20 protein-coding genes and 1 pseudogene are annotated in these 18,360 nt (G+C 60.9%); 4 read left to right on the top strand and 17 right to left on the bottom strand.

The window, feature by feature from the left end:
* From KB554_RS13295 to KB554_RS10680, 10 genes and pseudogenes are all read right to left on the bottom strand, one after another.
* A pseudogene (locus tag KB554_RS13295) lies at positions 1-127 on the bottom strand (AGE family epimerase/isomerase); the annotation flags it as partial.
* Between the two features lie 30 nt (positions 128-157).
* Positions 158-1,558 carry a sugar porter family MFS transporter gene (locus tag KB554_RS10720; protein ID WP_141428385.1) on the bottom strand — a complete coding sequence of 467 codons (1,401 nt, stop codon included), beginning with the start codon at positions 1,556-1,558 and terminating at the stop codon, positions 158-160.
* Between the two features lie 3 nt (positions 1,559-1,561).
* Positions 1,562-2,662 (bottom strand): DUF4434 domain-containing protein, encoded by a 1,101-nt coding sequence (locus tag KB554_RS10715; RefSeq protein WP_211036038.1) that lies wholly within the window; start codon positions 2,660-2,662, stop codon positions 1,562-1,564.
* A gap of 221 nt (positions 2,663-2,883) precedes the next feature.
* Positions 2,884-3,510, bottom strand: coding sequence for an outer membrane beta-barrel protein (locus tag KB554_RS10710; protein ID WP_211036037.1), 627 nt, complete (start codon positions 3,508-3,510; stop codon positions 2,884-2,886).
* A 26-nt stretch (positions 3,511-3,536) separates the two neighbouring features.
* Entirely contained in the window at positions 3,537-4,178 is a 642-nt protein-coding gene (locus KB554_RS10705; RefSeq protein ID WP_141428388.1) for a DUF4136 domain-containing protein, read from the bottom strand.
* Between the two features lie 278 nt (positions 4,179-4,456).
* Positions 4,457-5,065: a GTP cyclohydrolase I FolE gene (gene folE, locus KB554_RS10700; RefSeq protein ID WP_141428389.1), complete on the bottom strand. Its 609-nt coding sequence runs from the start codon at positions 5,063-5,065 to the stop codon at positions 4,457-4,459.
* A gap of 17 nt (positions 5,066-5,082) precedes the next feature.
* Entirely contained in the window at positions 5,083-5,664 is a 582-nt protein-coding gene (gene rdgB / locus KB554_RS10695) for an RdgB/HAM1 family non-canonical purine NTP pyrophosphatase (protein WP_211036036.1), read from the bottom strand.
* A gap of 10 nt (positions 5,665-5,674) precedes the next feature.
* Positions 5,675-6,364: an ATP-binding cassette domain-containing protein gene (locus KB554_RS10690; protein ID WP_141428391.1), complete on the bottom strand. Its 690-nt coding sequence runs from the start codon at positions 6,362-6,364 to the stop codon at positions 5,675-5,677.
* Positions 6,351-6,923, bottom strand: coding sequence for a hypothetical protein (locus KB554_RS10685; protein ID WP_211036035.1), 573 nt, complete (start codon positions 6,921-6,923; stop codon positions 6,351-6,353). The genes KB554_RS10690 and KB554_RS10685 overlap by 14 nt, the downstream gene beginning before the upstream one ends.
* 2 nt (positions 6,924-6,925) lie before the next feature.
* The gene (locus KB554_RS10680) at positions 6,926-7,765 is read right to left on the bottom strand and encodes an HAD family hydrolase (RefSeq protein WP_211036034.1); all 840 of its coding nucleotides are present in this window, start codon (positions 7,763-7,765) and stop codon (positions 6,926-6,928) included.
* 80 nt (positions 7,766-7,845) lie between these two features.
* On the opposite strand from KB554_RS10680, the gene KB554_RS10675 reads away from it, so the two are divergent.
* The 3 genes from KB554_RS10675 to KB554_RS10665 all read left to right on the top strand — a co-directional run bounded on the left by KB554_RS10675 (position 7,846) and on the right by KB554_RS10665 (position 9,896).
* Entirely contained in the window at positions 7,846-8,373 is a 528-nt protein-coding gene (locus KB554_RS10675) for a nitroreductase family protein (protein WP_211036033.1), read from the top strand.
* Between the two features lie 108 nt (positions 8,374-8,481).
* On the top strand, positions 8,482-8,799 hold the full coding sequence (locus KB554_RS10670) for a hypothetical protein (RefSeq protein WP_211036032.1): 318 nt from the start codon (positions 8,482-8,484) through the stop codon (positions 8,797-8,799).
* Positions 8,800-8,987: 188 nt separating this feature from the next.
* Positions 8,988-9,896, top strand: a complete 909-nt coding sequence (locus tag KB554_RS10665; RefSeq protein ID WP_211036031.1) for a hypothetical protein — start codon at positions 8,988-8,990, stop codon at positions 9,894-9,896.
* A gap of 185 nt (positions 9,897-10,081) precedes the next feature.
* Here KB554_RS10665 and recJ read toward each other — a convergent pair whose 3' ends face one another.
* From recJ to KB554_RS10640, 5 genes are all read right to left on the bottom strand, one after another.
* A complete protein-coding gene (gene recJ, locus KB554_RS10660; protein WP_179954797.1) occupies positions 10,082-11,848 on the bottom strand; it encodes a single-stranded-DNA-specific exonuclease RecJ in 1,767 nt (588 codons plus the stop codon).
* Between the two features lie 8 nt (positions 11,849-11,856).
* A complete protein-coding gene (gene lipB, locus KB554_RS10655; RefSeq protein ID WP_211036029.1) occupies positions 11,857-12,627 on the bottom strand; it encodes a lipoyl(octanoyl) transferase LipB in 771 nt (256 codons plus the stop codon).
* Entirely contained in the window at positions 12,624-13,511 is an 888-nt protein-coding gene (gene lipA / locus KB554_RS10650; protein ID WP_141428397.1) for a lipoyl synthase, read from the bottom strand. The genes lipB and lipA overlap by 4 nt, the downstream gene beginning before the upstream one ends.
* A 434-nt stretch (positions 13,512-13,945) precedes the next feature.
* Positions 13,946-14,872: an AraC family transcriptional regulator gene (locus KB554_RS10645; RefSeq protein ID WP_141428398.1), complete on the bottom strand. Its 927-nt coding sequence runs from the start codon at positions 14,870-14,872 to the stop codon at positions 13,946-13,948.
* A gap of 156 nt (positions 14,873-15,028) precedes the next feature.
* Entirely contained in the window at positions 15,029-16,126 is a 1,098-nt protein-coding gene (locus KB554_RS10640) for a hypothetical protein (RefSeq protein WP_211036026.1), read from the bottom strand.
* 67 nt (positions 16,127-16,193) lie between these two features.
* Between KB554_RS10640 and KB554_RS10635 the strand changes: the two genes are divergently transcribed.
* The gene (locus KB554_RS10635) at positions 16,194-16,793 is read left to right on the top strand and encodes a ribonuclease HII (protein ID WP_141428400.1); all 600 of its coding nucleotides are present in this window, start codon (positions 16,194-16,196) and stop codon (positions 16,791-16,793) included.
* Positions 16,794-17,275: 482 nt separating this feature from the next.
* Here KB554_RS10635 and KB554_RS10630 read toward each other — a convergent pair whose 3' ends face one another.
* Together KB554_RS10630 and KB554_RS10625 are read right to left on the bottom strand one after the other, a co-directional pair.
* Complete coding sequence (locus KB554_RS10630; protein ID WP_141429971.1) at positions 17,276-17,737, bottom strand: biopolymer transporter ExbD; 462 nt, start codon at positions 17,735-17,737, stop codon at positions 17,276-17,278.
* Between the two features lie 12 nt (positions 17,738-17,749).
* Positions 17,750-18,355: a biopolymer transporter ExbD gene (locus tag KB554_RS10625; RefSeq protein ID WP_141428401.1), complete on the bottom strand. Its 606-nt coding sequence runs from the start codon at positions 18,353-18,355 to the stop codon at positions 17,750-17,752.
* Positions 18,356-18,360 lie beyond the last annotated feature (5 nt).

The raw sequence follows: 18,360 nt of genomic DNA, 5'->3' as shown, positions 1-18,360 counted from the left end.
TTCCGTCGCGGTCGAGGCAGGAGAAGTATCCTCCGTAGGTTTTGTCCTGGGAATGTTCGAGCCAGAAGGGCAGTACGCTGTCCATGAGTTCCGACCGGTATTGGTCGGCCAAATGTTGAAAATCCATATTGTTGCGGTTAAAAATTATCTGCGTTTTTCATTTGCTCTGCTGCCAGTAGCGTTCGATCTCCTCGAGCGAACGCCCCGTGGTTTCGGGCACGGCGCGCCACATGATGAGCATGTAGGGGACGCACATGGCCGCGAAGAGGAGGAAAGTGCCTCCGGGGGTCAGCGTCTCGAGCATCCAGGGGGTCAGCTGGCCGATCAGGTAGGTTCCGACCCAGAGCGAGAGCCCGGCGATCGACATGGCCAGTCCGCGGATGCGCGTGGGGTACATCTCGGAGAGCAGCACGAAGATCACGGCGCTGATCGACACGGCGCAGCAGAAGACGTAGGCCAGGAAGAAGACCAGCAGGAAGGTCGGGGAAAGCCCCCAGGCGGCTCCGGCGAGGAAGTAAACGCCGATGCAGAGCAGCGAGAGGATCATGCCCGACACGCCCCAATAGACCAGCTGTTTGCGGCCCACGCGGTCGATGATGACGAGCGCCAGGACGGTGGTCAGCATGTTCACCACGCCCACGAGCACCTGCGAGAAGAGCGAATCGCCGCTCGAAAGTCCCGCGTCCTCGAAGATCGTGGGGCCGTAGTAGAGCACGGCGTTCACGCCCATGAACTGCCCCAGCATGGCGATCGCTACGCCGATCAGAAGCGCCTTGCGCATTCCCGGCGACGTCAGCGCCCGCCATTCGGACTTCGGCGCCGCGGCTTCGGCGCTGCGGATCGAGGCGATCTCTCCGTCGGCCGCCTCCGACGAGCGGTAAATGCGTTGCAGTACGGCGTGCGCCCCCTCCGTGCGGTTGCGCAGGATCAGCCAGCGGGGACTTTCGGGGATGAAGAAGATCACCACGAAGAACAGCACGGCCGGCAGCGCGTTGCTGCCGAGCATGCCGCGCCACATCTCCGTGACCATGATCTGTTGCATCCACGGCGAGTCGTAGATCGCCGTTTCGGCCGCCCTGAGAATCTGGAAATTCACGAGGTAGGCCCCCAGGAAGCCGATGGTGATGGCCAGTTGGTAGAGCGAGACGAGCGTGCCGCGCCACCGGGCCACGGCCACTTCGGAAATGTACATGGGCGAGACGATCGACACCACGCCGATGCCGATGCCTCCGAGGATGCGGTAGATGACCAGTTGCGTGAAGTCGCCGCAGACGGCGCAGCCGATGCCCGAGGCCGTGAACAGCACGGCGGCGAGGAGCATGGTGAGCTTGCGGCCGAAGCGGTCGCTCAGGATGCCGGCCACGGCCACGCCGCCGATCGACCCGATCAGCGCGCAGCCGACGTACCAGCCCACCTGCATGGCGTTGAGCGCGAACTGCGTCTCGACGCTGGTGATCGTACCCGAAATGACGGCGGTGTCGTATCCGAACAGGATGCCGCCGATGGCCGCCACGACCGACAGGAACGCGACGTAGCCCGTATTGGTGCGTGTCTCCATGGGTCAGCGGATGTTGAAGTATTCCTTGTAGCGGTCGTAGAGGTGTCCGGCCTGCAGGTAGGCCGACTGGGGCGACATGAAGTGCGAGAACTCGAAGGTGATGGCCTTGTCGTATCCGGCGCGTTTGGCCGCCTCGAGCTTCATGCGCAGCTTGTCGAACTTGATGGGCAGGAACTTGATGGGCATGTCGCGGTCGAACGACTCGGCATTCGTCCAGCACTGCATGCCGTATTTGTCGGCGAGCTTCTTGTTCACCGTGAAGAAGGCGTCCAGCTCGTCGTAGTCGATATGCCCGTCCTGGAAGGCGCAGGCGTCCACCACGTCGTGGATGCCGTCGAAAATCTCGTCCCACTCGCGTTCGTGCTGCTCGACCGAAACGGCCTGCTCCTTGGTCAGCTTGCTGCCGCTGGCCATGACGGCCTTCTTGCCGTCGATCCACGGGGAGATGAAGGTGGGCAGCCCGCCCGAAACCTCCTTGCACTGCTTGCCCATCGCATGGAAGGCGCTGATGGCCCCCTTCGTGGCGCGGCTGATCTCGCCGCTGATATACCAGCCGCCGAAACTCTTGTAGCGTCGTCCGTACATGTTCCACACCTCGTCGATCACGTACTTGTTGTGCTCGACCTCGTACGTCATGTCGTGCGTGTCCCAGTACTTGCCCGAGTCGTAGAGGCCGAAATAGAACTTCATACCGTATTTTTCGGCCAGCCGCAGGAAGAGGTCGATCAGATCGACCGACGGCATGTAGCACCCCTGTTTGAGCAGATAGGGCGAGGGGTAGGTGATGAACTTGCGGTATCCCGAACGGATGACGATCACCGTGTCGATGCCGATGGCCTTCATGTGGCGGAAATCGGCCTCCCACTCCTTCGCACCCCAGTTCTGGTGGGGAATGTCGTGCGAGATTTCGTCGAGGAACGTGCCCGTGATGCGGAGCCCGCCCTCTTTGGGGACGATCAGGTTGCCTGCGCCTTGGGCCGCAGCCGTCTGTGACAGAGCGGATTCGGCTTTCGTGGCGGCTTGGAGCAGTTCGGGTGCGACGATGGCCGAGGTGGCGGCTACGGCGACTTTTTTAAGAAAATTTCTTCGGTTCGACATTTCCATACAAAACTGTATTTCGAGGCGTCCTCGGGTTAGTGGCTAAATTTGTTTATATACCCTGCAAATATAATAAATATATTTACAATGAAATAATAAAGTAGTATTATTTTGTATTATGAGGAAATTTTTTTATTCTCCGGACGGGGACGACCGCCGCCGGGAACGGAAAACGCCGGCCCTTCATGCGAAGGGCCGGCGTGCGGACGGAAGTGTCGCGGGCGGTGTCAGAAGGAGATACCCACGCGGACGCCGAAGTTGTTGAGGTTATTGACCGAATAGACCAGCAGGTCGCCGCTGTTGGTCGCATAGCTGTAATAGAGCGATACGTGGAAACCGAGCCGGTAGCCGGGGTCGGGGAAGATGCTCACGCCGATTTCGGGCGAGAGGTAGAATCCCCACGTGTCGGTGTACTGTTTGACGACGTAGTAATACGAGGACATTTCGGCGTAGCTGGCGCCCAGCTTCAGTCCGGCATACGGCTGGAAGATGCTGTCCTTTAACCAGTTGTAACGGGACGCGATGCCGAAAGGCAGTTGGAACAGCGCGTGTTTCTGGTTGGTCGTCAGCGAGTTGCCGCTGCCGAGCGTGATCGTCTGGCGCGGGATCTTCTCCAGGTTGGTCTGGTAGGAGATGAACGGGCCGACGGTGACGGCCGGGGTGACGAAGTAGCCGCCTTCGAAATTCATGCCCCAGCCCGAGGCTTTGTCGGCGAAGCTGCCGCCGAGGGGTACGCCCACCTGCCAATCGACATTGATATAGGTGTTCGGGAATATTTGCGCCTTGCCCGGGAGGGCCGCGAAGGCCGTAACGGCGCAGAGGGCGATGGTCTTGAGGTATTTCGCTGTTTTCATAATCGGATGAATTTTCGGATTTCGGACTATTTTGCCAGATAGGGGGATTGCACGAAGGCCTGTTCTACGGCGTCGAGCGTGCGTTGCAGGTTGAGGGCCGCGTCGGGGGTCAGCAGGCCGCCGATGAAGCTGTCCCAGACGACGGGCAGTTTCTTGCCGCTCTGCCGGTCGGCCTCCAGATCGACCATTTCCATGAGCAGCGATCCGGCCGTGTAGCCGTAGTAAACGCTGTAGGGGTAATGCCATCCGGCCCAGTCGCCCCAGTATCCGGGCGTCCAGTAGTAGGGGTAGTACCACCACCAGTAGGGGTCGTTGTACCCCACGAAGTAGGTCACCTTCTCCACGTAGCTCAACTGAAGGCCGACGTCGGCCGTCTCCTTGTCGTCGGTGCGCGTGTAGCCGGCTTCCTCCATGCGGTCGGCCACCGTGCCGACGATTTGCAGGGCGTCGGCGTCCTTCCAGTATTCGGTCCGGTCGCTGTTGCCGATGATGAGGATGCTGTCGGGCAGGTAATAGGTGTCGATGGCGGCGAAGTCCGTCCCGGTGTCTCGGGCGGTATAGACCAGATAATCCCTGTGGAGATCCGATGTCGAGGGCTCTTTCTGGCAGGAGCAGAACGCGATTGCCGCGAGTGCGATTGCCGAGTAGCGTAAATTTTTGACGATCATGTTGTTTGATTTTTGTTGGTTTACTGTCGTTTCGGTCGCTTCAAATTCTGTTCCCCGATGGCGTGGAATCGGACTTTGCGCCCGTTTTGCGTATAAAGAGGTGATTTTCAGATATTAAATCCGGCCTTCGCGGGCTGTGCCTTGTCTTCGCGGGGCCGTATCCTCTCGCATGGCGGCAGGAACTTCGCCGCAGCGCCCCTCGCGGGCGGGATTCATCCTGCAAACGGAAAAAGCCCGCAAGATATTGCGGGCTTCCGTATGGTTCGGTTCGGGACGGGTTACCGGTACCGGTGCGAGATGAGCGTCATGAACTCCTCGCGGGTGCGCTGGCTCGAGAGGAAGACGCCCGTGAAGGCCGAGGTCGTGGTGGCCGACTGCTGTTTCTCGATGCCGCGCATCTGCATGCACATGTGGCTGGCCTCGATCACCACGGCCACGCCCATCGGGTCGAGCGCCTCCTGGATGCAGTCGCGTATCTGCACCGTCAGCCGCTCCTGCACCTGCAGGCGGCGGGCGAAGCACTCCACGACGCGGGCGATCTTCGAGAGGCCCGTGATGCGGCCGTTGGGGATGTAGGCCACGTGCGCCTTGCCGTAGAAGGGCAGCATGTGGTGTTCGCAGAGCGAGTAGAGCTCGATGTCCTTGACGAGCACCATCTGCCGGTACTCCTCGCGGAAGGTGGCCGAGCGGATGATCTCGAGCGGGTCTTCGTCGTATCCCTTCGTGAGGAACGCCATCGCCTTGGCCACCCGTTCGGGCGTCTTGAGCAGCCCTTCGCGGGCGGGGTCTTCGCCCAGCAGCCGCAGGATTTCGGCGTAGTGGTGCTTGAGGGCTTCGACTCTGCCGGCGTCGAAACGCTCCTCCTTCGTGTAGTTTCTGCCTTCCATAGTGCGGCAAAGATACCCTATTTCCCGATGGAATGCAAATAGTCGGCGAGTTTCCGCACGGCGCGGGCGCGGTGCGAGACGGCGTTTTTCTCCTCGGTGGTCATCTCCGCGAAGGTGCGGTCGTAGCCGTCGGGCACGAACAGCGGGTCGAATCCGAACCCTTCGTGTCCGGTTTCGCGGTCGATGATGCGTCCTTCGACGATTCCTTCGAAGAGGCGCTCCTCGCCGCCGAGGATCAGCGAAATGACCGTGCGGAAACGTGCCCGGCGGTTCGCGACGCCCTCCAGGTTGCGGAGCAGCAGGCGGTTGTTCGCGGCGAAGTCGTGCCCGTCGGTGGCGTAGCGGGCCGAATGGACGCCCGGCGCGCCGCCGAGCGCCTCGACCTCGAGGCCCGTGTCGTCGGCGAAGCAGTCGCACCCGGTGCGGTCGTGGAGGTAGTGCGCCTTCTGCGAAGCGTTGCCTTCGAGGGTTTCCTGCTCTTCGGGAATCTCCTCCGTGACGCCGCATTCGCGCGGCGTCACGAGCGTGAAGCCGTCGCCCAGAACGGCCTGCACCTCCTTGAGCTTGTGTGCGTTGTTGGTTGCAAAGATGATCTTCATATCGGTTTTTCTAACTGATTTTTCCGGAAGTCGTCACGCCGTAGCGCAGGGCGAAGAGCCGCTCCAGTTCCTGCCCGGCGCGGGCATATTCGCCGCGCCGGTATTCGGCGGCGATGCGGCCGCCGTCCGTGAGGCGGATGTCGTCGCAGACGGGTTCGAGCGCCGGAAGCAGACGCGACGCGACGAGCACCGTGGCTCCTTCGGCCTGCCGCCGCAGGATGAGCCGCTGGGCGGCTTCGAGGCTCTCCGCGTCGAGGCCGTCGAACGGTTCGTCGAGCAGCAGGACGGGTTTGCGCTGCATGAGCGTCGCCGCGAGGGCCGTCTTCCGCTGTACGGCGGCCGGCAGCGCGGTCAACTGCCGGTCGGGAGGAAGTCCCAGCAGCCGGATGCAGGTTTCGGGGTCGGAACCCGGATGGCGGCGGGCCGTGAGGTCGAGCAGGTCGCGGACCGTCAGGCCGTCGAAGAAGCGTATCCTGCGCTCCAGATAGGCGGTCTCGCTCCGCCGCAGGGGACGTCCGAAGCGGGTGACGCCGCCCGCGTCCGGGCGGACGAGCCCGAAAAGGGCGTCGAACAGCGCCGTCCACACCGCGTCGTCCGTGCCGGAAAACCCGTGCACGGCCCCTTCGGCCAGGTGCATGGTCACGCCGTCGGACAGCGTGCGGCCGTCGCGGCGGACGGAGAGCGAGTCAATCGTAATCATAGAGGTAGCGGTCGAGGTTTCTTTCGGCCCGCACGGCGTAGCTCACCGTGAGGCAGAGCGTCACGGGGAGGAACACCGGGACGAGGAATCCGGCGAATCCCAGCCGGGTGGCCGCGGGGAGCGGCGTCTCGGGGATAGCCGGATCGTAACGGGCGTATTTGGCCAGTACGGCATAGGCCAGCAGCAGGGCGGCGAACGGCAGCCAGAGCGCCGCCAGCCAGGCGGTCCGGGGATGGAGTGCGGCGGTCAGCGCGGCCGCCGGGAGCGCGGCGAGGAAGTAGTTGCGCCATGCCGTGCCGATTTTGCGCACCAGCAGCCGCGCGCCGCTGCATTCGCAGAGCAGCAGGAGCGGCAGCGGTTCGTTGCGGGCGTACAGTCCGGCGCAGAGCAGCGCCGCGGCCGCGAGCGCCGGAAATCCGGCATAGGGCACGAAGGCGCAGCCGATCGTCGCGGCGGGCAGCGCCGCGGCGAGGCCGGGGTGTCTGCGGACGCCTGCCGTCCACTCCGGGGAGTAGCCGAGCAGGGCCGTGCGGAGCCATCGCAGTCGGAGGGGCTTCATCGTCACTTCACCGCTTCGAGTTGTTCGAGCCGGTCGTCGAGGTCGATCTTGTCGATGATCGTCTTCACCAGCACGTCCATCTCCGCGCCGTCGGAGTAGTCGGCCGGGCAGACGTGGCTCACGCGGTTGTCGTGGATGAGCGAGGCCATCTCGCGCCGCGCCCCCTTCTGGTCGGGGTTATAGACCGCGATCGAATGGCCCCCGAAGTTCTTCACCAGCCGCATGCAGGGGATGTCCGTGGTTCCGTCGCCGACGTAGATCATGCGCCGGAACGGCACGGGGCGTTCGTTTTCGGGAATGTAGCGGTTCACCAGCTTCGAGTCGAAGACCGATTCCACGCCCTTGTTGATCTTGAAGATGAACTGCGTCTTGTTGGTGTAATTGACCGCCACGGCGGGCCAGTAGGCGATGCCGTCCACGTCGTAGAGGAACGAGCAGGCGTAGATCTTGCGGAATTCGTGCGCGATCTCCGTTCCCTCGATGATCTCCTTCAGCCCCGAGGAGTTGATGTAGTGCAGGATGCGGATGCCGCGCCGTGCGCCGTAGGCGTTGATCCGCGCGAACCACTCCCTGACGCCCTTGTAGAGCGTCACGCGGCGGCCCGATTCCTGGAACGCCTCGCGGCGCAGCGACAGCCCCTTCGACTTGGCCTCCTGGATCATGCGGGCCATGTAGGTCAGCACCATGTCGGCGTCCTGCCTCTCGGCCAGCGTGTTGGCCTCGGTCCAGAACTCCTTGTTGCTCTTGCCCACGGCGGGAATGAAATCGTACTCCTGCATGTTGCCCGGCGAGAGCGTGCCGTCGAAATCGTAGATGAGGGCTATGGTGAATCTGAAATCCATCGTCATTCTCCTGTTTTTGGAATTCCAAATATACCCTTTTTTCACTATTTTTGCAAAAAGAGTCTTAAAACCTACCGATTATGGAGTTCAAAGAGTTGATGGCCGCACGCCGCAGCGTCCGCAGGTTCTCGGACCGCGCCGTGCCCCGCGAGGTCGTGGACCGCATCCTCGCCGAAGCCCTCACGGCCCCCTCGTCCCGCAATTCGCGTTCGACGCGTTTTCTGGTGGTGGACCGCCACGACCTGATAGCCCGCATGGCCGGGATGCGCGATTACGGATCGGCCTTCATGGAGGGGGCGCCGCTGGCGGTCGTCGTGCTGGGCGACACCGCGGCGAGCGACCTGTGGCGGGTGAACGCCGCGATTTCGGCCACAGTGCTGCAACTGGCCTGCGTGGACGAGGGGCTCGCCTCGTGCTGGGTCCATGTGGACGGCCGTCCCCGCCGCAAGGACGATCCCGAGGGGGAGCGGGCCGCGGACTACCTGCGGACGTTCCTGCCGATTCCCGAAGGGTGCGAGCCGCTCTGCGCCGTCGCGCTGGGTTATTCGGATTTCCGGCCCGCGCCGCTACCCGCCGCGGACGACGAGGCGCGGATTATCCGGCTGTGATGCGGTAAAACGTTTCTTTTATTGATGCAATGGGCTTTTTGAAAAAATATTTGTATTTTTTGATGATTTTATTGTATTTTTAGACATAAAATTTATAAAATAAAAGTTATGAAAAAGAATTTGGTTGTATTGATTGCTGTGTTTATAGTTATAAGTGGAATCTCTTTTTTTTATAGCTTAAATAATCAGAATAGATTATTAATGGCTAATATTGAAGCATTAACGTTAGACGAAGAATTGAATGGAAATGAAAGTTCCGGTTTGGTGTTTGGAAATTGTTTAGGGTTAAGTACTGCATATAAATGTGCTGCCATGTGTTTGTCTTGTCAAGGTATTTGGGAAACAGGGTCGTTTAGTGGTGGCCCTGCATCAGATGTTAGAGGTCGATGTTTTTGTGGAGGGACGCATTTTGTAGTAATTCGATAAATAAAATGGCGATGTATTGCAAAGTCGTATCGTCTTTTTTGATTCTATCGTGTCTTGGCGGGTGCTCTTCACAGGAAGGTCCGTTGTATGCGCCGCCTGAGTTTGGATGCGAACGCAGCGGGAAGTTCGAATTGCTGACCGGCGAACTGCCGGTAGGGAACGTTACCGATATATGGGAATACGGTCCGGTGCTGATCGTGCAGGGGTCGGGAGGGGGCTTCCTGTTTCATGTCTTCGACAAACGCAGCGGAGAGCCGTTGTGCGGGTTCGTGCGGAACGGAAGAGGTCCGGGGGAGGCCGTGTCGCTCCTCAATGCGCATCTCGGAGAAGACGGGGTATTCACGTGCTATGATTACCGGGCGCGGAACGTACTGACGGTCCATGCGGACTCGATGCTTGCACGGGGTGTCGCGGCGGTCGCCACGGAGCGTTATGAAATGCCCGATTGTTGCCGGGCGATCGTTCCGCTGGACGGGAAACGGCTTTATATGAACCGTACAGTCGTGAAGAACGAACATACGGAGACGATCTCCCGCCTCGAGTTGAAGGATGCCGGGAATCGGGTCGTTTCCCGTTACGATACGTATCCGGCCGTGGACAGGGAGATTCTGCTGCGGATTTACGGGCTTCCGCCTTTCGCCGTCTCTCCGGACGGTCGCCGGCTGGCCGTGGGGACGCTGACGGGAGGCATTTTGGAGACTTTTTCCCTGGAGCGGGGAATTGAGCCGCTGGCGACCCGTTATCTGGTCGAACCGCACGTGAATACGGGGGAGGCATTCGCTTTCGATGAGCGGGAGGTGAATTGTTTCGTCGATCTTTTTGCCACGCGGGACCGGATTTACGCTCCTTACGACGGGGAGCTTCGGGTGAAGGAGTTTTTCGAAACCCCGGTGGAACGGCGACCGTTGCAATTCCACCGGATCGCCGTGTTCGACTGGGACGGGCATGCGCTGGAGCGGATCACGACCGACTGGAACATCCGGGCGATGTGCGTGGGCGCGGACGGGACGATCTACGCCGCACTGTACGACAACCTCTCGCGCATCTTCCTGGGCCGGATCGTTCCTTCGGAGGGCGAAGAGGCCCTTCGGAGATAACCTTTGCCGCGCCGTCCGAACGGGGCCGGATCATACGTTTCCGCCCTGCCGCAATTCCTTGCGGCAGGGCGGAAACGTAGTATGGGACGGTTCCGGACGCCACCCCGCCGCCAAGACGGGATGTCCCTTCGGATACGCCTTCCTCCCCCTCCTTTTTTCTCCGGTCTTTCTCCGGGGCGGGTGTCTTACCGGTTCAGCACCGGCTTGATGTCCTTCACGCGCAACTGCGTGGTGACCGTGCCGCGGTAGTGGTTCTCGACGATCTGGTAGCAGACGTCGATCGGCCGTCCCGAGCGGACCCACTCGTAGTGGGTGGGCTGCTGGAAGGCGATGGCTTGCAGCCGCGTGTTGGGCTTCTGCCGCTGGATGAGGTCCATGCGCAGGTGTTCGCGCTCCATGCCCACCAGTTTGGCGTCGCCGTGGTTGCTCACGCCGTAGGTCACGAACACGGGCGACACGTTGCCCGGCCCGAAGGGCTGGAAGCGGTTCAGATCGCGGCGGAAGGCCGGCGTGACGTCCGAGAAGAGCAGCTCGCTGTCGATGTCCACCTGCGGCATGAGCATCTGCGGGTCGATGTTCTCCTCGACGTAGGCGTTGAAGCGCCGCGTGAACTCTTCGACGTTTTCGGGCCGCATCGTCAGCCCCGCGGCGTACATGTGTCCGCCGAAGTTCTCCAGGAGGTCCGAGCACGACTCGACGGCCTGGTAGAGGTCGAAGCCCGGAACCGAGCGGGCCGAGCCCGTCACGAATCCGTTGCTCATCGTCAGCACCACCGTCGGGCGGTAGTAGGTCTCGATCAGGCGCGAGGCGACGATACCCACGATGCCCTTCATCCAGCGCGGGTTGTAGATCACCGTGCTCTTGAGCTGTTTCATCGCGGGGTTGCGCTCGATGTAGTCGTGCGCCTCCTGCGTCACGGAGCGGTCGATCGACTTGCGGTCCTGGTTGTAGGAGTCGATGACGTTGCCGAACTCCTCGGCGACGCTTTCGTTGCCCTCGATGAGCAGCTCGACGGCCGCATGTCCGCCCGAGGGCGAGGCGTTCTCGTCGTTCTCGTCCATCCGCATCCGTCCGGCGGCGTTGATCCGCGGGCCGATCTTGAATACGATGTCGTCGATGGTGATGTTGTGCTTGTCCAGTCCGCAGATCTTGATGATCGACAGCAGCCCCTTCGACGGTTCGCGGTTGAGGTTCTTCAGCCCGAAGTGGGCCAGGATGCGGTTCTCGCCCACGAGCGGCACGATGTCCGAGGCGATCGACACGACGAGCAGGTCCAGCAGGTCCAGGATCTGCTCGAAGGGGATGCCGTTGCGCTGCGCATAGGCCTGCACGAGCTTGAAGCCCACGCCGCAGCCCGACAGTTCGTCGAACGGGTAGGAGCAATCGACCCGCTTGGGGTCCAGAACGGCTACGGCGCGGGGAATCTCCTCGGCCGGGAGGTGGTGGTCGCAGATGATGAAATCCACGCCCTTCGTCTTCGCATAGACAACCTTTTCCGTGGCTTTGATGCCGCAGTCCAGGGCGATGATGAGCCCCACGCCCTTGCGGGCCGCGAGGTCGATCCCTTTGACCGAAATGCCGTAACCTTCGGTATAGCGGTCGGGAATGTAGAACATCAGGTTTTTGTGCCCGATCTGGCGCAGGAACTTGTAAACCAGCGCGACGGCCGTGCAGCCGTCCACGTCGTAGTCGCCGTAAACCATGATCTTCTCGTGGTCGCGCACGGCGCGCTCGACCCGCTCGACCGCCTTGTCCATGTCCTTCATCAGGAACGGATCGTGGAGGTCCGCGAGGTTGGGTTTAAAGAACTTGTCCGCCTTTTCTACGGTGTCTATGCCTCTCTGTACGAGTAGATTGGCCAGCACGGGCGAAATCCGCAGCGCGGCAGCGAGCATGGCTGCCGTCGCGGGGTCGCCCTGAGGCTTCACTACCCAGCGTTTTTCTGTAGGCATACGAATTGTTATTTATATATTTCAACATTTAATATCTCGCTTAAATGGGTCAAAACCCGTGTTTTGACTTCGTTCATGGGGACCTCGCGTCCCGTTTCCGAGGCGATCGACGCCATGCCGCGGTCCGTGAATCCGCAGGGGTTGATGCGCGAGAACCACCTCAGGTCGGTCGAGACGTTCAGCGCGAACCCGTGCATGGTGACATAACGCGACGAACGCACTCCTATTGCGCATATCTTGCGCAGGCGTCCCTCTCCGTCCGGTGTGGCCCCCTCGCCGATCCAGACGCCCGAAGCGCCTGCGATGCGGCCCGCGGCGATGCCGTAGCGGGCCGTCGTGCGGATCACGGCCTCCTCCAGCGAGGCGATGTATTCCCTCAGGCCGATCCCGAGCCGTTCGAGGTCGAGAATCGGGTAGCAGACCAACTGCCCCGGGCCGTGGAAGGTGATGTCGCCGCCGCGGTCGATGTGAAAGAACTTCGCGCCCATCGCTTCGAGCGCCGCCTTCGGGATGAGCAGGTTCTCCGCACGGCCGCTCTTGCCGAGCGTATAGACCGGCGGATGCTCCACCAGAAGGATCGTGCCGGCATCCTCCGCCGGGATCGCCGCTCCGTCCGTTTCCCGGGCGGCATCGGCCGCGGAAGCCTCTGTTCCGGTCGCGTTCCGGACGGTATCGGCCGCGGGCCGCTTGCGGGCCGTGAGGCTGTCGAACAGGGTCTGCTGCAAATCCCAGCAGGCTTTGTAATCCATCTGTCCGAGGTCCCGGAAGGAGACTTTCATCGCTGCAACCCTTTCACGCTCCGGAGAGCCTCTTCGGCCATGTACGACGACCGCACCAACGGCGCGCTCGCACAATAGCTGAAGCCCATCTCCAGCGCTCGGAGTCTGTACCATTCGAATTTTTCGGGAGTGATGTACGCCGCTACGGGGTAGTGCTCCAGAGTGGGCCGAAGGTACTGACCGAGTGTTACAATACGCACGCCCGCTTCGCGCAGGTCGCGCAGTGTTTGCAAAACTTCGTCATCGTTCTCGCCGAGTCCGACCATCAGTCCGCTTTTCGTCACGACACCCTCTTCCGAGAGGTGGCGCAGCGTCTCCAGACTGGTGCGGTACTTCGCCCTGGAGCGCACCACGGGGGTCAGTCGCTCGACGGTTTCGATGTTGTGCCCGATGATGTCGGGCTTCGACGCCGCGACCGCGTCCAAAAGTTCGGGGCGGGCGTCGAGATCGGGAATAAGGAGCTCAATTACGGCGTCGGGATTCTGCGAGCGGATGGCCTCCACCGTGGCGGCCCAATGGCTGGCGCCGCCGTCCGGGAGGTCGTCGCGCGTCACGGATGTTACGACGACATACCGGAGTTTCATCAGTGCGACGCTTTCGGCCACGCGGGCGGGCTCTCCGGCGTCGGGGGCGAGGGGACGTCCCGTTCGGGTCGCGCAGAAGCGGCAGCCCCGCGTGCAGATGTCGCCCAGAATCATGAAGGTCGCGGTCCTCCGGCTCCAGCATTCCGCCTGGTTGGGGCACATGCCGCTGCTACAGATCGTGTGCAGCCTGTGCTTCTCGACGATATGCCGCACCTCGGCCCATTCCGGGGTACGGTGGAGCCGGATCTTCAGCCATCCGGGTTTTTTCAGTGCGTCCGCCCTGTCATAAAACTTCGGCATTTAAGTTCATTATTTTCCAATTGATGCAAAAATAAGAAAAAATATCGGATATTCCTTGTGATCGGCCCTTTTTCTTGCACGGCCGGGAGACGGAAGGGCGCGGCGGTCGGCGGGCCGGTTTCCCGGCACGGCCCGGAAGGGGGCGGGAGCGGTGTGCGGCCGGGAACGGCGGTTTCCCGTTCCCATGCGCTTCCGGGAGGGATTCGGCCGGCGGCGGAGGACGAAAGAAGAGGCCGGATACCGGGCGGTATCGGGCCTCTCTGGTTAGGTTAGTTAGGTTAATGAGAGTGGGAATCCCACATTCGTTGAAACAAAAGTAATCCGAATTTTACGAAAAACCAAATTTTTCGGGAGGTTTTTCCGAAAACGGGGCGTGTTCCGTTCGCAAATCGTAATTAAAAATTTTGAATAACTACGAATTTATAAGTTTTTGATTAAAGCGCCTCGCGGATCGCCTCGTTCTCCTGCACCTGCCGCATGACCGGCTTCGGTTCGCTGTCCGGCGTCGAGAGGTGGCGGTGGCGGTACGTGGCGGGTGTCATCTGGTACTCCTTCTTGAAGAGCTTGATGAAATGCGACGTATTGGGGAAGGTGCACTCGTTGCCGATCTCCGAGACGGATTTCGACGTCGAGATCAGCAGCAGACGCGAGTGCATCAGCCGCTGGCGGATGTACCACTTGTGGGGAGGCATCTGGAAGTGGCGGCGGAACTCCTTCTTGAACGAGGTCAGCGACCGGTTGGTGAGTTTGGCCAGCTCCTCGATCGAGATGTCCTTGAAGATGTGGTCGTAGATGATCTGTTCGAAGTTCTCCTTCGCCGCGTCGATGTTGCTCAGCAGTTTGCTCTTGATGCAGCAATCCTCGTGCGAGGCGATCAGATAGATCAGTTCGGTCATCTTGATGCTCTCGCCGGTCTCGTCGTGGCGGCACTCCTCGTCGCGCAGATAGTTGTTCGCATTGATGAAAAAGTTGCGCAGCGAGTTCCATGCGGGCATGGCGACGTGCGTGCGGTTGCGGCAGTTTTCGCACGAATGCTCGTTCGAAATGTTCAGCCCGTAGGTGATGTTCAGGTGCATGAGGATGCGTTGCAGGTCCCCGGGCGTGTAGTAAAAGAGTACCTCTTCGTAGGGTTGTCCTCCTTCGGGCACGTTTTCGATATAGTGGTGGCCGATGCCCAGATAGAAGACGTCGCCGCGCGAAAGTGTCTGACGTTTATCCCCGTCGTAGATGTATTTGGTGCCGCGTAGGATGTAACCGATTGCGTAACGCGAGAGGATCTGGGATTGGATTCCGTTGTGAAGCGATTCTAAATACTTCACGATCATCGGCTGTTGTGCCGATGAAGTCATTGAATTCTTCATGCTAATTGTAATTTAAGTTTTTTTGAACAGAGCGTTGCGTCACCTTGTTCAACTTCAAATATACAATTAAAACTTTTTAATCTACCATAGCGTATAGCACAAAAAGGCAAATTTAACTAAATGCGCCCGTTTTGACTATCATGCAGACTAAATAGATTATTGTAAAATGGATGAGATCAGGGTAAAGGCGAGTAAAATCAGGTAGAGCGGCCAGACGATGGCCCGGTGAATCCGGACGAAAAGGAACGGCAGCAGGATGGCGGCCGGCACGGCGATCAGCGTCGTGTCGGTCCGTACGGCGCCGGGGCCGCAGAGGACGGCGGCGGTCAGCGCCAGCAGAACGATGTTGTAGATGAGAATGAACCGGGGCTTCGTGCCGACGGCGTAGAGGTCCGAAAGGACGAACAGCGCGGCGAGCAGCCCGAGCGCTCCGATCGCGGCCGTCGGCAGCAGGTTCGGCAGGGGCAGCGCGGAGAAGAGCGCGAGCGGTCTGCCGGCGAGGAAAGCGGTTCCGAGATACGAAAGCGGAGCGGAGAACTCCCCGCCCGCTCCCCAGTTGATGTAGCAGAGCGCGGCGGCGGGCAGCAGCAGCCCGGCGCAGGCCACGGCCGCTTCGCGCAGCGTCCGCCGGAAGATCAGCACGGCCAGCGGCAGGGCGGCCGCCAGCGGCAGGGCCGCGGGCAGCAGCAGCGGCAGCGTTCCGAGATAGAGCGAAGCCCGGAACACGGCGTCGAAGGCGTATCCGTTGCGGAACGAGCGGCAGTAGTTCTTGGTGGCGAAGGCCAGCAGGGCCGCGCCCGCGAGTGCGGTCAGGAAGTCTCCTCCGAATCCTGGAGCGCAGGCGGCGATGGCATAGAGCGGGATGGCGAGGCAGGTTCCGACCGAGTAGAGGTTGTTGCGCACGGTGAGTCTCCCCGTGCACATGCCGCCGAAGATCAGGAGCAGTCCGCCGATCCAGCGGGCCCATCCCGGGTGGTTGTGCTGAAATTGCGACGACCATACCGCCGGCATCCGCACGGCGAGTCCCGGGCGGACGTTTTCCGTCTCCGCAGGTTCCGTCCCGGGGGCATCGTTCCGCTCCCGGAGCGCGGCCGGGGGCGTTTCCGTTCCGCTTGCCGCCGCACAGTCCGTCGTCGGTGGGATGATCCGGTCCGGCAGGGCGTGCGGATCCGCTCCCCGCATTGCGACGACGGCAATCAGGAGGAGGGTCAGAAAAGCCGGAACGAGCGGCTGTCGGGCGATGTCGAATCTCATGACGGTATGGACGTATCGTGGCAAATGTAGCTAAAAATGCCGGAATATTGTGTATTTTTGCATCGCTATGTTGGAGAATCAATTTCAGTACGAGCTGACGGAGGCGGGATGCGACGAGGCCGGGCGCGGTTGTCTGGCCGGACCCGTGTTCGCCGCCGCGGTGATTCTGCCGCCCGATTTCCACGATCCGCAGCTCAACGATTCGAAACAGATGACCGAGCGGAACCGGGACCGGTTGCGGGCCGTCATCGAACGGGAGGCGGTCGCCTGGGCGGTCGAGGCCGTGTCGGCCGCACGCATCGACGAGATCAATATTCTGAACGCTTCGTTCGAGGGAATGTCGCTGGCCGTGGCGCGGCTCGATCCTGCACCGGCGTTTCTGGCCATCGACGGCAACCGGTTCCGCACGCGGCTCGGAATTCCTTTCCGCTGCATCGTGAAGGGAGACGGCAAATACGCCGACATCGCGGCGGCTTCGGTGCTCGCCAAGACGCACCGCGACGAATATATGTACCGGCTTGCCGAGGAGTTTCCCCAATACGGCTGGGCGCGGAACAAAGGGTATCCCACCCGGCAGCACCGGCTGGCGATCCGCGAGTTCGGGCTTACGCCGCACCATCGCCTGACCTTCAACCACGAAATCGACCAACTGGAGTTCGGTTTCTGACGCCCTCCGGCATCGTGCGAAGAAGAAGACGGACGGTCCCTTCCGGAAAGCCGTTTGCCGTCCGGGAGCTTTCGCCGCCGGGGCCCCGCCGAACGGTTTTCTGTCGGCGGATTTTCTGCCGGATGGCTTTTCGGACAGCGGATTCTGCCGTCCGTATCTTTGTTGTGAGCCGGAACCTTCCGGTAGCGGGGCGCTTGTGTTTTTCGGGGTTTGTTTGCCGGGTGTCTGCATGTCGTGGCTGTTGGAGGAGTGTTTCGACCTTCGCCGCGTTGCTCCGATTGGATCGTATGGGGCCTTGGGGGCCTGTTCCCGGGTTTGGATGGACGCCTTCCGTGCCGGATTGTGCCGGATTGTTCCGGACCGTCGTCCTGTCCTCCGTGTCCGGACGGTGGCAGGAACGGGGCGAGGCGCCTTTCGGGTAAAAGAAAAGAGCAGACCGAAACGGCCTGCTCTTTCCGTTGAGAGTTCTTCCGGTCTCCGGATCAATAACCCAGCGACTTGGCTGCCGCATAGGAAATCTTCAGGGCGTTGGCACGACGCAGCTCCTGCTTGACGTCGGTCACAATACCCATCTTCGTGGACTGGTCGGCCTTGAGGCACACCGTCATCGAAGCGCGGTCGGCTTCGCTGAGCTTGTCGCGCTCGGCGGCCACGAAGTCCAGAATGTCCCGGGTCGTTTTGTACGAATCGTTCAACTGGATGCGCGGAGCGGTTCCGAACTGCGCCTGCATGGCCAGCGTCGGCTGACCGATGTGGATGTAGCTGACGAGCGATTTCTTCTCCAGCTTCTGCACTTCGGTCGCTTCGGGAAGTTTGTATCTCACCAGCAGCTCCTGATCGCGCATGGTCGTCGAGACCATAAAGAAGAAGAGGATCATGAAGATCACGTCGGGAAGCGATGCGGTCGAGATAGGGGGCAGACTCTTGTCGCCCTTCTTTTTCATTACTGCCATAGCTTACTTCTTTATGTTACGCGGTTCGGCCTCCGAAATCTTCAGGGGCACTGCTTTGGACACTGCATTGCGCTGATCCTCGTTGAGCTCCGAGAACTTTGCGCCGAATTTGCGTTGGGCCACGTCGTCACGCACCTCGTTGAACGCGCGCGTGAGCTCGTTCTGCACCATGATATAGGCCTGATAGCCCGTATCGCGGGTGGTCTGCAGGGAAACGACGCCTTCGCTTACCGGATAGGTCCATTTGCTGCCGTCGGCCATGTCGATCTCGCGATCGACCTTCTCGGGCAGGTTCTCGTCGTCCATCGGGTTGGTGATGAACTCCTTGGCCATATCCTTCAACTGGCCGAGCACGATCTGCTCCTGCTTGCCCGGAACTCCCGCCATGATGTTGCCGCTGCCCGAAATGAGCACCAGGAACAGGTTGCGCTCCTTGACCTTGATCTCCTCCTGCTGTTGGTTCTCGGGAGGCATCGGCGGAAGCATACGCATCAGACCCGTATCGGTGTTCATGGTAGTGGCCACCAGGAAGAAGATAAGCAGCAGGAAGGAGATGTCGGCCATCGAACCGGCATTGATTTCCTGTACCTTTCTTTTATTAATAGCCATCGTTC

It is taken from the genome of Alistipes sp. Marseille-P2263 (assembly GCF_018101075.1).
GTDB lineage: Bacteria > Bacteroidota > Bacteroidia > Bacteroidales > Rikenellaceae > Alistipes > Alistipes dispar.
The sequence above is the reverse complement of the archived record's forward strand: the minus strand, read 5'-3'. Positions and strand labels throughout refer to the sequence as shown.